9 protein-coding genes are annotated in these 14,938 nt (G+C 60.1%); 3 read left to right on the top strand and 6 right to left on the bottom strand.

The window, feature by feature from the left end; all coding sequences use genetic code 11:
* Nucleotides 1-46: 46 nt before the first annotated feature.
* A complete protein-coding gene (locus HDF09_RS04080; RefSeq protein WP_183761798.1) occupies nt 47-979 on the bottom strand; it encodes a M23 family metallopeptidase in 933 nt (310 codons plus the stop codon).
* Nucleotides 980-1,114: 135 nt separating this feature from the next.
* On the opposite strand from HDF09_RS04080, the gene HDF09_RS04075 reads away from it, so the two are divergent.
* From HDF09_RS04075 to HDF09_RS04065, 3 genes are all read left to right on the top strand, one after another.
* Nucleotides 1,115-2,842, top strand: a complete 1,728-nt coding sequence (locus HDF09_RS04075; protein ID WP_183761795.1) for a 30S ribosomal protein S1 — start codon at nt 1,115-1,117, stop codon at nt 2,840-2,842.
* A 137-nt stretch (nt 2,843-2,979) separates the two neighbouring features.
* On the top strand, nt 2,980-3,297 hold the full coding sequence (locus HDF09_RS04070; protein ID WP_183761792.1) for a hypothetical protein: 318 nt from the start codon (nt 2,980-2,982) through the stop codon (nt 3,295-3,297).
* A 41-nt stretch (nt 3,298-3,338) separates the two neighbouring features.
* Nucleotides 3,339-6,095, top strand: coding sequence for a TonB-dependent receptor (locus HDF09_RS04065; protein ID WP_183761790.1), 2,757 nt, complete (start codon nt 3,339-3,341; stop codon nt 6,093-6,095).
* Between the two features lie 74 nt (nt 6,096-6,169).
* Here HDF09_RS04065 and HDF09_RS04060 read toward each other — a convergent pair whose 3' ends face one another.
* The 5 genes from HDF09_RS04060 to HDF09_RS04040 form a co-directional block, all read right to left on the bottom strand.
* Nucleotides 6,170-10,666 (bottom strand): glucoamylase family protein, encoded by a 4,497-nt coding sequence (locus tag HDF09_RS04060; protein ID WP_183761787.1) that lies wholly within the window; start codon nt 10,664-10,666, stop codon nt 6,170-6,172.
* Nucleotides 10,667-10,772: 106 nt separating this feature from the next.
* Nucleotides 10,773-12,590, bottom strand: coding sequence for an ABC transporter ATP-binding protein (locus HDF09_RS04055; protein WP_260180910.1), 1,818 nt, complete (start codon nt 12,588-12,590; stop codon nt 10,773-10,775).
* 133 nt (nt 12,591-12,723) lie between these two features.
* Complete coding sequence (gene yiaK / locus HDF09_RS04050; protein WP_183761784.1) at nt 12,724-13,737, bottom strand: 3-dehydro-L-gulonate 2-dehydrogenase; 1,014 nt, start codon at nt 13,735-13,737, stop codon at nt 12,724-12,726.
* 68 nt (nt 13,738-13,805) lie between these two features.
* Complete coding sequence (locus tag HDF09_RS04045) at nt 13,806-14,003, bottom strand: DUF1771 domain-containing protein (protein ID WP_183761781.1); 198 nt, start codon at nt 14,001-14,003, stop codon at nt 13,806-13,808.
* Between the two features lie 88 nt (nt 14,004-14,091).
* Nucleotides 14,092-14,877 (bottom strand): glucose 1-dehydrogenase, encoded by a 786-nt coding sequence (locus HDF09_RS04040; RefSeq protein WP_183761778.1) that lies wholly within the window; start codon nt 14,875-14,877, stop codon nt 14,092-14,094.
* Nucleotides 14,878-14,938 lie beyond the last annotated feature (61 nt).

Raw genomic sequence — 14,938 nt, 5'->3', positions numbered from 1 at the left:
TTTGTCCTGCCGGACCGCTGCCCGCGCAGGGCGCACTTCCGCATAGTTATTTTGGTCTGGGCGGCATCTGGATTTCGAATAGTTTTGCTGGGTCGAGATAACTGCCCTGCCAGCGCACGCCGAGGTGAAGGTGTGGGCCGGTGGCGCGGCCCGAGGCGCCGCTCAAGGCGATGATCTGGCCTCGACGAACGCGGCGGCCTGCGGTGACTTCGATCTTCGAGAGATGCATGTAGACGCTCATAAGGCCGAGGCCATGGTCGATGACGACGCAGCCTCCTTCGAAGTAGAGCGGACGTGCGAGAACGACGCGACCTGAGTTGATGGCGGCTACGGGGGTGTGGAGTTTGGCGTGATAGTCCAGGCCGCGATGGACGCTGGCGATCTTGCCGTTGAAGAGGCGCTGGTTGCCGAAGGAGTCGGACTCGGGCGCGAGACGGAGGGGCGGGAGGAAGTTTCCGGTCCATTGCGGTTTTGAGGCGGAAGAGGCGAAGGTTTTGTCTTTGACTATTTTGTCGGCGGCGATCTGCTTGAGCGCTTTGGGGTCGGGTTCGACGAACTTGTCTGGCACGGTGAGGGGAACCTGCAGGTAGGGTGCGGTCTCGATGGTCAGTTGCTGATGCAGTGTCTGGTGGGTTCCGTCCTTGAGAGCGGCTTCGATGATCAGGGGGTAGCTGCCGGGGCTTAGTTCGACGTCGACGCCGGCGAGCGCGAACCAGGTGCGGCGATCGGAGTTTGAGAAGAAGGAGATGGGATGAGACTGCCAGTTGCCGGTGACGGAGAGGGCTCGGTTCGGCAGGGTGACGGTGAGGAGATAGGGTGATCCGTTCATCAGTTGTGAGGGCGTGATGAGGATGGAGGCGTTGTCGTGGTTGAGGTCTTGGTAGTTGGTGGTGGCGCTGGCTGGAGGAGTGACGGAGAGGATCGTCGCTGCGAGGAGTGTGATGGCTGGCAGGAGAGTTCTTTTTCGGGCGGGGAGCATGAGAGGAGAGTTTATGACAGAGGGGAGATTTGTAGAGAGTAAATTGTTGTGTGTTCGTGCGGGTGTGGTGGAGGCAGGGTGGCTGGATGCGGTGATATTCTAGCCAGAATCAGTAGGAATGAGGCCCAGCTTTTCATGTCAAACCCCAGCGTTCCAGAGCACCCATCTTTTGATGCCACCGAGTCTGGCGAAGTCCCTGAGTTCACAGAGTTGGCCCCTGAGTCTACAGAGTCGTTCGACGCGATTTTGTCGGAGTATGAAGAGACGCACTCGCGCCGGTCGGGTGAGGGCGGCAAGCAGATAGCGGGAACGGTGGTCGCGGTGTCGGCTGATTCGGTGTTTGTCGATATTGGGTACAAGACTGAGGGTGTGTTGCCGCTGGCTCTGTTTCAGAGCGCGGGCGAGACGGTGGAGCCGGGCGGCAAGCTGCTGGTTTCGGTGAAAGGGCGCAACGAGGAGGGGTACTACGAGCTGTCGCGGATGCGGGTGGAGCAGCCGAAGGATTGGAGCGCGCTGGAGCAGGCGTTCGCGGAGAAGTCGGTGATTGTGGGGACGGTGACGGGCGTGGTGAAGGGCGGCCTGACGGTGGATGTGGGGGTGAGGGCGTTTATGCCGGGGTCGCGGAGTGGGGCGCGCGATGCGGCGGAGATGGAGAAGCTGGTGGGGCAGGAGATTCGCTGCCGGATCATCAAGCTGGATGTGGCGGAGGAGGATCTGGTTGTCGATCGGCGGGCGGTGGCGGAGGAGGAAGATCGCTCGACCAAGGAGCGGCGGTTTGGGGAGATCAGTGAGGGAGATGTGGTTTCGGGGACGGTGCGGAGCCTGATGGACTATGGCGCGTTTGTTGATATTGGTGGAGTGGATGGGCTGCTGCATATCAGCGACATTGCGTGGGCTCGGGTGGAGAAGCCGGCGGAGGTGTTGACGGTGGGGCAGCAGATTGAGGCGAAGGTGTTGAAGGTGGAGGCGGCGGGGAAGAGGATCTCGCTGGGGATGAAGCAGTTGATGGCGCACCCGTGGGACGCGGTGGCGGGGAAGTATGTCGCGGGAGAACGGGTGCGGGGCGCGGTGACTCGGGTGACGGACTTTGGCGCGTTTGTGGAGCTGGAGCCGGGCGTTGAGGGGATGGTGCATGTCTCGGAGATGTCGTGGGTGAAGAAGGTGAGGAAGCCCGGTGATCTGGTGAAGCCGGGGGATGTGGTTGAGGTGATGATTCTTGGCGTGAGTGCGGCGGAGAGGCGGATGTCGCTGGGGCTGAAGCAGACGCTGGGCGATCCTTGGGTGGATGCGGCGGAGAAGTTTGTGGTGGGCTCGCAGGTGGAGGGGCCGGTGGTGAGCTTTACGAAGTTCGGTGCGTTTGTGCAGCTGACGGAGGGTGTGGAGGGGATGATTCACGTCAGCGAGATCAGCGCGGAGAAGAGGATTGAACGGCCGCAGGATGTGCTGCGCGTTGGGCAGGTGGTGAAGGCGAAGCTGCTCGATTTCGACAGGGAGAAACGGCAGATCAAGCTGAGTATGAAGCAGCTGGTGCCGACGGGGCTGGATGAGTACATCGCCGAGCATGCGCAGGGCGATGTGGTGACGGGGCGGCTGATTGAGGTCTCGGGGGATCACGGGACCGTGGAGCTCGGCGAGGGAATTCGATCACGGGCGCGGCTGGTTGCGGAGGCTGCGGTGAAGGAGGAGGCGAAGTCGACGGGGGCGGATCTGTCGTCGATTAGCTCGATGCTGGCGGCGCGATGGAAGAATGGGCCGAGTGCGGCAGAGGCAAAGGCGGAGCCGGTTCGCGCGGGGCAGGTTCGGAGCTTTCGGATCACGCTGCTGGATCGCGAGATGAAGAAGGTGGAAGTTCAGCTGGTCTGAAGATTATCAAGAATAAATTCGCAGTAGCGAAAATGAGGGATTGTCCTTAGTTTTCAATGTGCTGCGGGTTTGGGATGATCCAGGCGCGGTTCTGCAGCGCTTTTGTGACTAGGATACTGCGCTATATTAGATTTATAGTGTTCAGCCTGGGGCCAAAACCGAATGCGCAGGGCTCGTGGAGGATCTTCCTCGCGTTGCTTTGTGTGTTGCTGGTTCTGGCGACCGGGACGATTCAGGCTGTTCACTCCCACCCTGTTGGCGACATCTCGCATACGGACTGCGCGCTTTGCCTTACGGCCCACGTTGCCGTAGAAGTTGCTCAGCCGCCGGTGGCGCTGATTGTTGCCGCCGTCGTATCTGCAGTAGAAGTCTTCGATCCGTCGACGCGGATGAAGACTTTTTTCACGTTTGCACTTTACACCCGCCCGCCGCCTGTTGACTCTGTTCTCGCTTAGAACGACGTCAAAAACCAGGCTTTAACTCAAGGGGGTTGGGTATGCACACGTCGAAATGGCGCGTCATCTTCGCATTATTTGTAGTTGTCTTTGTTTGCAGTAGTACGGTTTTGTGGTCGCAGTCTGCCGGGAATGCCGGCACTGTGGTTGGTACGGTAACGGATGCGACGGGTGCTATTGTGCCGGGCGCCACGGTGTCGATCGAGAATCCGGTGAGCGGATATAGCCGGGTAACTACGACGGATAGTTCGGGGCACTATCAGTTCACGAACCTGCCGCTGAATCCTTATCACGTTGTGGTTTCGTTGACGGGGTTTGCGTCTTCGACTCAGGATGTTCAGGTCAGGTCGTTTGTGCCGATTACGGTGAAGACCAGTCTGACTATCGGGACAACTTCGACGGTTGTGAATGTGACGGGCAGCGATCTGGTGGAGAGCGATTCAACGTTCCATACGGATGTGGACCGCGGCCTGTTCGACAAACTGCCGCTGGAGAGCCAGTCTTCTTCGCTTAGCTCGCTGGTGACTTTGTCGTCGCCGGGTGTGGCTGCGGATTCGAATGGTCTGTTTCATGGGCTGGGCGACCATGCTTCGAACTCTTTTTCGGTTGATGGCCAGCCGATTACGGATCAGCAGAGCAAGGTGTTTTCGAACCAGATTCCTTCGAACTCGATTCAGTCGATTGAGGTGATCTCGGGAGCGCCTCCTGCGGAGTTTGGCGGTAAGACGAGCCTTGTCATCCAGGTGACTACGCGGTCGGGACTTGGGGTGAAGAAACCGACTGGGAGTGTGACGACCTCGTATGGAAGCTTCGGATCGGCGACTGGTGGAGTTGATCTAAGTTATGGTGGGGATAACTGGGGGAACTTTATTGAGGTCGATGGTCTGGATACTGGCCGCTTTCTCGATCCTCCGGAGTTCGCGGTCTTTCACGACAAGGGAAACGAGATTAATGTGTTCGACCGGATCGACCGTCAGCTTTCTGCTGTGGATTCGGTTCACCTGAATTTGAATTACAGTCGTTCGTGGTTTCAGACGCCGAATGCTTTTGACAACCTGAATGTGCAGAACGTGATTAGCGGAGGGGCGGGAGCGAATCCTGTCTTCGAGAATGTAGGGAATACCGATCAACGCTCGAAGATCGGGACGTTTGATATTGCTCCGACGTATACGCGCACGATTGGGGCTAATTCGGTCTTCAACTTCGGCCCGTATATTCGCAAGGACCAGTATAACTACTATCCGAGCGGGAATCCGCTGGCTGATCTTGGACCGATACAGAACCAAAGCATAGCTCAAACGCGTTCGCTCACAAATGCTGGAGTTCATACCGATCTCTCGTATGTAAAGGGAATCAATAACATCAAGATCGGGGCGAACTACTCGCAGACATTTCTGCGGGAGAGTGACAGGCTGGGAATCGTCAACTCGGCCTTCAACTCGCCATGCGTCGATGGCAATGGGGTGTCCCAGCCAGGGTTCACGGATCCATCGCAATGTGCTGCGGCGGGACTGGTGTCGAACGATCCTTCGATTGGCGGCAGCTTCAATTCGGTTTTGTTGCCTTACGATTTGACTCGTGGGGGCGGCCAGTTCAACTTTATTGGACACACCGATGTGAAGGAACTGGCCCTGTATGCTGAGGACCAGATCAAGGCGGGAAACTGGCTGTTCAATGTGGGCATTCGGGGAGACTTGTATAACGGGTTGACGACTGCGCGTCAGGCTGAGCCGCGTGTGGGGCTCGCTTATAGTGTGAAGCAGACGAACACGGTGCTGCGTCTTTCTTACGCGAGAACGCTGGAGACTCCGTTCAACGAGAACCTGGTGTTGTCGAGCCAGGGATGTTTGAACGAGGTTCTATCTCCGCTGCTGCTTTGCACTCCTGGGGTTTCAGGCAATCTGCAGCCCGGCTTTCGTAACGAGTTCCATGCCGGACTGCAGCAGGCGTTTGGCAAGAACCTTGTAATCAGCGGGGACTACATCTGGAAGTACACGCATAACGCTTTCGACTTCAGCGTGCTGGGCAATACACCCATCACGTTTCCTATTGACTGGCATAACTCCAAGATCCCGGGTTTCGCGTTGCGGGCGGACGTGCCGAACTTCCATAACTTGTCGGCGTTCGTTGTGATGTCGTCGGTCGCGGCCCGCTTCTTTCCGCCGCAGACAGCGGGCGCAGGCGCTACTGTTGGCGGCAGCGGATTTCCTTTCCGTATCGACCACGACGAGCGCTACAACCAGACGACGCATGTCCAGTACCAGATACCTGGCAAGCGCAGCCCGTGGGTTGGATTCAACTGGCGGTTCGACAGCGGTCTGACGGCTGGTTCGGTGCCGTGCTACAACGTGACGGATCCGAATAGCCGATGCAATCCAGCTAACGGGGGGCCGTCGATTACGATTAACGGACAGCCTGGGATCGATCTGAGCGGCTTGACGCCGGATCAGCAGTTTCAGGCTGGGCTTACCTGCAATGGAGTGAAGGCGACTCCGTTTGTAGGTATCCCTGGGAATCAGTGTCTGGCTTCAGAGCTTACGTCCAAGCTGGTTTCGATTCCTGCACCTGGAACGGAGAATGACGATAAGCATCCGCCGCGTATCGCTGAGCGCAGCCTGTTCGACGCTTCGATTGGGCAGGATAATCTGTTCAACGGCGATAAGAACAAGTGGAGCCTTCGTTTGACGGGTGTGAACATCACGAACAAATATGCGCTCTACAACTTCCTCTCGACGTTCAGCGGTACGCACTATGTGACGCCGCGTGCTTTGACGGCAGAGCTTGGCTTCCACTTCTAACGGCAGACGCAGTAAAGAAAGATGGGCGGTGGGATTGAATCCACTGCCCATCTTTTTTGTTGCGATGTGGGTTGCTATTCGGTTGCCTGTAACTTCGATATTTTTTCCAGATCCTTAAGGGTTTCCTTGCTGAGGGCTTTTTCGTGAAGGAGGAGTTCTGCTGCGCGGACGCGGGGAGTGCCGTGGAACCACTCCTGCACGATGTTGTTCTTTAGCAGGTTGGTAACAGCGAGAAGGCACATGCCCTGGTGATGGGCCATCCAGGAGCGAACCAGCTCGGGCTGATTGCCCTGGGTGTAGTCGGCTGCTTCGTAGAAGCCATAGGCTCCCATCCAATCCATCGCTGCCATGCGACGAAGATTCGCGATGGAGTCTTTGCGAAGAAGAGCGAGGGCGAGGAAGCTGGAGTAGGGCGAGATGACGGGACCATCTTCGGCTCCGTACTTCAAGGCGAGTTTTGGAATTCCCCAGGCCTGGTAGCTGTATCGGCCGTGAGGATCTTTTTTGGAGAAGCCGGATTCGGAGATTCCCCAGGGGATGTTGTGGACGTGGTCCTTTTGAATGCGAACGGCGGACTCTAGGGAGCGCGCGATGAGGGTGTCGGGGAAGGTGCGCATCCAGAGGGACGGCATCATGTACTCGAACATGGTTCCTGTCCAGGAGAGGAGAGCGGCGCGTCCGTTGACGAGGACGTGAGAGCGGTCGAGGCGGAACCAGGACTGCTGGGGGATGTCGCCTTTGGCTACGGCGATGAAGGAGGCGATGCGGGCCTCTGAGGCGAGGAGGTCGTAGCAGGAGGAGTAGAGCTCGTGGGTGATGCCGTCGTAGCCGATGGAGAGGAGTTGGCGGGCTTCGACGAGGAGGAAGCCGTACTCCATAGCGTCGGCGTGGCGCTCTGCTTCGCTGGCGATGGTTGTGATGTCGGATTTGAGTTGCGCGAGGCGTTGCTGGGTGGCGGGGAGAAGGGCCAACAACTCGGCGGCGGCGGCGGCGAGCGCGGAGTCTTTTGGCAGGTCGCGCGATGTGCCGGTAAGTTGTGATTCCAATTCTGTTACGTATTCGGCTGCGTCGAGGAGGGTTGGAATTGTCTTGTGTTCGGAGCCGACAAGTTGAGGCGGGGTGAAGAGAGATTCGAACTTGGGAAGAAGCCAGGGAGTGTACTGCTCGGCGAAGAGAGATAACGCAGCGAGATGGTTGGAGATCTCGTTGGCGAACCATTGGTTGCGATCCTGATTGGAAGTGGCGTCGCTTGCGGGGCTGGCTTGTTTAGCGATGGACCGGAGATGAGATCGGATTGCGGTTGCTGGAGGTTCCGCTGGCGTTAGGGTGATGGTCGTCTTGACTGGTGTTTGCTGCATTTGTTTCAGGCCGGCGAAGGTCTCTGGGTTGAGGATGGGACGCTTGAGGAGATCGAGGGCACCGGTGCGCAGCGTGTAGAGCGAGGCGGAAAGATTGCCGCTGTCGACTGCGGAGACGATGTGGGGCAGGATGGGGCGCAGGGTTTCGATGTCGTACCAGTTGTAGATGTGGCCGCGCTGCTTTTCGAGGCGGTCGTAAGTGGTGAGGGTTCCGAGGGTGGCCTGGGCGAACGCTGGAAGGGTGAGGAAGCCGAACTCGTATGCGGCCTGGCGAGCGTTGAAGAGCATGCCGAGGTTTGTGGGGGAGAGCTTTCTGATCTGGACGGTGTTCTGCTCTTCGACGTTGTCGGGGATGAGCCAGTGATTTTTTTCGTCGCCGAAGTCGTGGAAGTAGCGCCAGATGTGGAGGGCTTGCTGCTGCAGGAAGTGAGTGTCTTCCGCGGTGAGCGGGCCTTCTTCGCGACTTGGTGGTGAGTTGAGCCAGATGGCTACCAGAGGCGCGATGGCCCAGAGAACGAGCACTGGTGCGGCAGCGATGAGAGACCAGAGGCTGTGGAAGGCTAGCGCGACCGCTATCAGTACGGCGGCGACGGGAGAGAGTTGAAGGTAGATGTCGAGCGGGGTTCGGGACTTGCCGCCGGATTCGGCCTGGGCGGCGGTCTCCCACTCGAGCATGTGTTTGCCAGATACCAGGGTTCGGCTCAGAGAGCGGACGATGGCGTCGATGGCGAGGAACATGTGATGCGGGAGGAAGGTGAGGTTCAGCATGGTGAAGCCGAAGGAGGTGGCGAAGGTGAGGACGCCCTCGCGCGCGCCGACGAAGCTGAGTTTAAGCAGGGCTCGGCCGAGGTTGAAGCCGAGTTGCACGAGGACTGGGAGAAGCAGAAGGACCAGGCCGGCGATGGTCCAGTAGAGTGCGCCGCCGGGGAGGACGAACCAGCCGAGGAGAAAGAGGAGGAAGGTTACGGGTTCGACGAGGCTGCGGCGGAGGTTGTCGAAGATCTTCCAGCGCGAGATGGTGTTGATGGGGTTGGGGACGGATTTGCCGGATTCGTCGGGCACGTCGGAGAAGAGCCAGCGGGCGATCTGCCAGTCGCCGCGGACCCAGCGATGCTTGCGGCGGGTGTGGGCGGAGTAGTGCGAGGGGTAGTCGTCGATGATTTCGATGTCGGTGACGAGGCCGGCGCGGGCGTAGGAGCCTTCGATGAGGTCGTGCGAGAGGAGAGCGTTGCGGGGGAAGCGGCGATCGAGGACTTCGTGGAGAACGGCGACCTCGTAGATGCCTTTGCCGGCGAAGATGCCTTCGCCGAAGAGGTCCTGATAGACATCGGAGACGGCGCGGGTGTAGATGTCGAAGCCGGTTTCGCCGGAGTAGAGGGAGGCGAGGCGGGAGCGCGAGGCCGAGGCGACGCTGACACCGACGCGTGGCTGGAGGATGCCGTAGCCCTGGGTGACGATGCGGAGGCGCGGGTTGACGATGGCCTGGTTGAGCGGGTGGGCCATGGTGCCGACCATGCGGGCCGCGGTGCCGCGAGGGAGTTGGGTGTCGGAGTCGAGGGTGATGACGTAACGGACGTGGTGTAGAGCTTCGAGTGGGCCGGCCTTTAGAGGGAAGCTGTCGAACTCGTTGAGCAGAAATTTGTTGAGGTCGAGGAGCTTGCCGCGCTTGCGCTCCCATCCCATCCAGACGCCTTGACGGGAGTTGAAGACGCGGTAGCGGTGGAAGAGGAAGAAGGCTCCGCCTTTGGTGCGGGGGTACTTCGCATTGAGATGATCGACGCAGTCCGCCGCAAGTTGCGCGAGGGGGTTGGAGTCTTCGTCGAGGGGGCGGGCCTTGGTGTCGGGCAGATCGGTGAGGAGGCCGAAGTGGATGTTGGGATCCTGGTTGGAGAGGTAGCGGGCTTCGAGTTCGTCGAAGAGCTCGCGGACCTGGATCTCGTTGAGGAGGAGGGTGGGGACGACGACGAGGGTGATGGCGTCGTCGGGGACTCCTTTGGAGAGATCGATCTTGGGGAGAGACTCCGCGTGCATGAGCGCGGTGACGGTGTTGTTGATGAGGTCTACGCCGCCCTGGGTTGCGGGAAGAAGCGCGAGCAGGAGCGCTACCATGACCGGCCAGAAGGCGTGATGCGGGACCAGCGGGGCGATGATGGCGACGATGAGGAGACATGAGAGGGTGAAGATGCCGAGGATGTAGAAGTCCTCGTTGAAGCGGCGGAGGAAGCTGCGGATGCGTTCGATGGGAGGAGGGTGGTATCCGATGCGGCGGTGAAGCTCGGGGAGGCCTTCGGCGAAGAGATAGTAGCCGATGTGGCGGGTGCGCAGAGCGAGGCGAGGATCGGGGTCGGAGGTTACTGCGGCATTGCGTGCGAGGTTGAGGGCGATCTGGGCGGTCTCTACTTCGCTGGCGTCGGCGTAGTGGGCGAGCTCTGCCACACGCATGTGATAGGTGTGGCGAGTTTCGTCCTCCATGCGGGCGAAGACGGCGGCGGGGTCTTCGCGGAGGATGGAGTCGAAGGCGATGAGGGGTTCGAGGACGTTGCGCCACTCGAACTGGTTGAGGCGGCGCATGCTGTGGAGGATTGCGGAGAAGGGAGACTGCTCAATGGGTGGGAGCGGGCCGGCGGCTAAGGCTTCTTCGGCACGGTCGAGGATGTATTCGAGTTGTGCGAGCTTGAGGGCTTGCGGGAGGACTGTGATCTCTTCGAGGAGGAGCGCATCGCGTTGCTGGGCTTGGTTGACGTAGACGGTGAGGGACTCGTCGGACCAGATGCCGCGGGCTGCGACGAGGTATCCCTCGGTGAGATTGATGGCTCGCGGCAGTTCGCTGTCTTTGTCTACGCGGACGTGGGGAAGGGAGGCGAAGCTTTCGGCGGTGTTGTCTCCAGCGATGAGCGCGGACTCGAGCATGCGGGTGCTCTCGAGGAGTTCGAGCTCTGGAGTGAGCTCGTGGATGGAGGCGGTTTTTTTGCAGGTGCGAAGGACTTCGGTAAGACGCTGCTTCAGGCTTTCGAGTCGTTTCGAGAGGCCGTCCGATTTGGTGCTGGCTGGCACCATCTCCCACTGGCGGCTCATGGCATCGGCACACGCTCTCAGTTCTGCGTCAGAGACGGAGGGTTTTTCGGGAAGGCCCGCAGTCGGCATCTCCGGTGCCGGAGCAGTGGGCGGCAGAGCGTGTTCTGCGGTGACAGGATTCTCTGAAGACGGTGCCATGGAGCTTTTCTCGAACCATTCTCCCGCCGCGGCGGGTGCTGACTGCGATTATCTGCTGATGTTGACTCGTCTGCCGGTGCTGATTGGGTGAGATGCGAGGGTGGGCTTACCTGTAGCTTGCGGCCTGCATCTCAAACATGCTCGCATAGAGTCCATTTTTTTCTATGAGTTGTTGATGGTTGCCCTCTTCGATGAGCCGGCCGCCGGCGAGGACGACGATGCGGTCGGCCATGCGTACGGTGGAGAAGCGGTGGGAGATGAGCAGGGCCATCTTTCCCAGGGTCAGCTCGGCGAAGCGCTCGAAGACCTCGAGTTCGCTGCGTGCGTCGAGGGCGGCGGTGGGCTCGTCGAGGATGAGGAGTTGGGCGTCGCGGAGATAGGCGCGGGCGAGGGCAATCTTCTGCCACTCTCCGCCGGAGAGTTCGACGCCTCCTTCGAAGCGTCGACCGAGCATCTGATCATAGCCGCCGGCGAGTTTGTCGACTACGGTGTCGGCGAGGCTTTTATGGGCGGCGACCTCGATGTCACTGTCCTGATAAGGCTGATCGACGCGGCCTACTGCGATGTTTTCTCGCGCGGTCATCTCGAAGCGCATGAAGTCCTGAAAGATGACTCCAATGTTGCGGTGGAGATCTTCGAGGTTGTACTCGCGGAGGTCGATCCCGTCGAGCAGGATCTCGCCTTCGGTGGGATCGTAGAGGCGGGTGATGAGTTTGACGACGGTGGTCTTTCCCTGGCCGTTTTCGCCGATGAGCGCGATTCTTTCTCCGGGCGAGAGGGTGAGGTTGAAGTTTTTGAGGACGGTTCGGTTGGTGCCTGGATAGGTGAAGGAGACGTTGCGGAACTCGAAGCCGCGTTGGATCTTGGCGGGGGCGGGATGCCCGTCGGGGTTGGAGATAACGGTTGGCTTCATGTCGAAGAAGGCGATGAGGTCGGTGAGGAAGAGAGCCTGGTCGGCGATTCCAGAGGCAGTGGAGAATACCTGCTGGAGATTCGAGCTGGCCTGTTGGATGGCGGTGGTGAGGAATCCGAACTGGCCGATATTGTAGGCGCCGTGAAGGGTGCGCCAGATGACGTAGACGTAGGCTCCGTAGTAGCCGAGCGTGCCGATGACGCCGAGCAGGCCGCCGACGATGAGTTTGGATCGGGAGAGGGTGACGTCTTCGAGGTAGATCTGATCGGCTAACGCTTGAAATCTGTTGGTGAAGAACTTGTTCAGGCCGAAGAGCTTTACTTCTTTGGCGCCTTCGCGGCTGCCGGCGACCTGCCGGAGATAGTCCATCTGACGCTTGGCGGGGGTCTGGCGGAAGTTCTTTGCGTAGCCGAGGAAGGCGTAGTGGGTTTCGCCGAGGAAGGAGGGAAGAACGCCGAGTGCGAGCAGGAGGACAAGCCACGGAGAGGCAAACGCCAGGGCTGCCGAAAATGCCAGAGTGGTGATGATCTGGGTGACCAGACGGCCTAGCTGCTGGATCATCGCGAGGCGATCGGTGGCCTGCACGCGGGCGCGTTCGAGGCGGTCGTAGAAGACGGGATCTTCGTAGGTGGTGAGGTCGAGACGTGCGGCCTGCTCCATGACCCGGACGCTGACGTACTGAGTGTATCGATTGGCGAGGAGTGAGTCGGAGTAGTCGATGGCTCGGGTGATGAGGCCGAGGGAGACGTTGAGGACGACTTCGGCGGCGACGAGGTGCCAGAAGTTGGCGGCTAGAGCGTGGCCGCGGATAACCTCTGCGATGTCATTCAGGATGTATGCGGCTATCTTCGCGATACCGAACGGAAGCATGGCGACGACGAGGCGCAGGAACAAGCCCCACGTTACGACGGCACGTCCTGACTGCCAGAGGATGCGCAGGACTGCGGGCATGTTTTGCAGGGCGCGGATTCGATCCCGCCATGGACTCTCAGCTTTCACAGGGTCTTTCAAATCGCTCCTAAAGTGAGACTGCAAAAGAGAAAAGGAAGAGTCACATAGAAGTTATGGCTGCACTTAATGGATGCAGTAAAGCTATCAGGTGTTGGATAGTTTGTGGGTAAGCGATTGGCGCTGTGGCTTGCGGTTACGAGGTTGCGGAGAGGGTTAGCTGCTGCCAGATTTCGGGGTCGACCGGGACGCCGAGGCGCATGTTCTCTTCTCGAAGTTGCAGGGTCTGTTCGCCGGGGTAGCGGCTGGGTTTGTTGGGGTCGGCTGGGGTTGCTTGGTGGAGGGAGTCGAGAATTCCTTCGGCGATGCGGGTGAGTTCGTCGGGGTTGGCGATGGCGGTGGGGTCGATGGCGAGGAAGACCTGAGAGAGGCCGGACTCGCGGAGTGGATCGCGGGGGATCTGGTGGGTGGCCAGACCGCCGGAGAGCATCGCGGCGAGCATGTCGAGGACGAGGGAGAGGCCTGAGCCCTTCCAATAGCCGACGGGCAGGGCGCGCTGGGAGGACTCGATGGCTGCTGGATCGCGGGTGAGATTGCCTGCGGTGTCGAAGCCGCCGTCGACTGGGAGAGGTTGTCCGCGCTTGCTGTAGGCGGCTAGTGTGCCGTAGGAGAACTGCGACATCGCCATGTCGAGTACGACGTTACCGCCGGGGCGGGGGACTGCGATGACGAGGGGGTTGTTGCCGAGGGCGGGGGTGGTGGCTCCCCAGGCAGGGAGGTTGGCGAGGGTGTTGGTCCAGCAGAGGGCGAAGAGGCCTTGCTCGGCGGCCTGCCAGCCGTAGGTTCCGCCGCGCATCCAATGATTGGTGTTGCCGAGAGCTACTGCGCCTATTCCGTGTTGTTGGGCGAGGGCGATGGCTCGTTGCATGGAGGCGTGGGCGTTTAGATTGCCAACGCCGCGATGACCGTCCCATCGCTCGATAGCTCCGATGCCGGCGATTTTGTTGGGCTCTGCGTGTATGTCGATGCTGCCGTTGCGAATCGTTTCGACGAAGCGAGGGAATCGGTTGAGGCCGTGAGTGTAGACGCCGTCGCGGGTGGTTTCTGCAAAGAGACGGGCGCAGAGAATGGCGCGATCCTGGGTGAGCCCAAGCTGTTGCATGGCGCGGAGGAGGGCCGCGTGGAGTTGGTCGAAGGGGACTCGAAGCATGGGTTCAGTTTAGAGCTTGCTAAGTCAATCGGAGTTCATGCGTGGAGTCGGCCGGATGCATCAGGCGGTTAGTTCTTGCTGGATGCGGCGTGTTCGCTCGCCTCCTTCGAATGCTCGAAGGCTTTCGTGGAATGCTCGTGGGCTTGTTTGGAGAGTTCGTGGGCGGTGAGGTGATCGCCTTTGCCGTGCGCAGTGGCTGCGGCCTGGTGGGCGTGGGCGGCTTTGTTGTGATATTCGGCGGCGCGGTCGTGCGGGCTCTGCGGCATGAGGTGCTCCTTGGCTTCTTGGATGTTTGGATGCTTGTTCTGGCTGAAGTGGGAGCAGATTCTACTTGCTCTTCTACATGCCCGTCTTCTATCTGCCCATCCATCCGCCGTCGACGGTGAGGACGGTGCCGGTGACGTAGTTGCTGGCGGGAGAGCTGAGGTAGAGGGCGGCGCCGGCGAGGTCTTCGGGTTGGCCCCAGCGTGCGGCGGGGATGCGGTCGAGGATCTGGCGGTTGCGCGTCTCGTCGGCCTGGAGGGCTTCGGTGTTGGTGGTGGCGAAGTAGCCGGGGGCGATGGCGTTGACCTGGATTCCTGTGGGGGCCCACTCGTTGGCTAGGGCTTTGGTAAGTTGGGCGACTCCGCCTTTGCTGGCGGCGTAGGCGGGCACGCGAATGCCGCCCTGAAAGCTGAGGAGGGAGGCGATGTTGACGATTTTGCCGCAGTTTGTGCCGAGGCCGCCGCGCGGGATCATGTCGCGTGCGGCGAGTTGGGAGAGTTGAAAGACGCTGGTGAGATTGACCTGAAGGACCTGCTGCCAGTCATCGAGGGTGACCTCTTCGGCGGCGGCGCGGTGGATGGTTCCGGCGTTATTGATGAGGATGTCGACGCGGCCGAACTTCTCTTTGACCTGGGTGAAGAGATCTTCGGCGCCGGTGGTGGAGGCGAGATCGGCGCGAAAGGCTGCGGCGTTTTCGCCGATGGCTGCGGCGGTCTCTGTGGCAGCGCGTCGGTTGCCGTGACAGGCTACGGAGGCTCCCGCTTGCGAGAGAGCGATGGCGATGGCTGCGCCGAGGCCGCTGGCGGAGCCGGTGACGAGGGCTACTTTGTTGTCGAGGCGGAAGCTTTCGAGGACGTTGAAGGGCTTGGTGGGCATCTAGGCAAATGTACTGGGATCCGGGTTGAGGAGCAAACGGAAGAGGTTGACGATGAAGCGA

It is taken from the genome of Edaphobacter lichenicola (genome assembly GCF_014201315.1).
In the GTDB taxonomy this organism is placed as follows: Bacteria; Acidobacteriota; Terriglobia; order Terriglobales; family Acidobacteriaceae; genus Edaphobacter; species Edaphobacter lichenicola_B.
The sequence above is the reverse complement of the archived record's forward strand: the minus strand, read 5'-3'. Positions and strand labels throughout refer to the sequence as shown.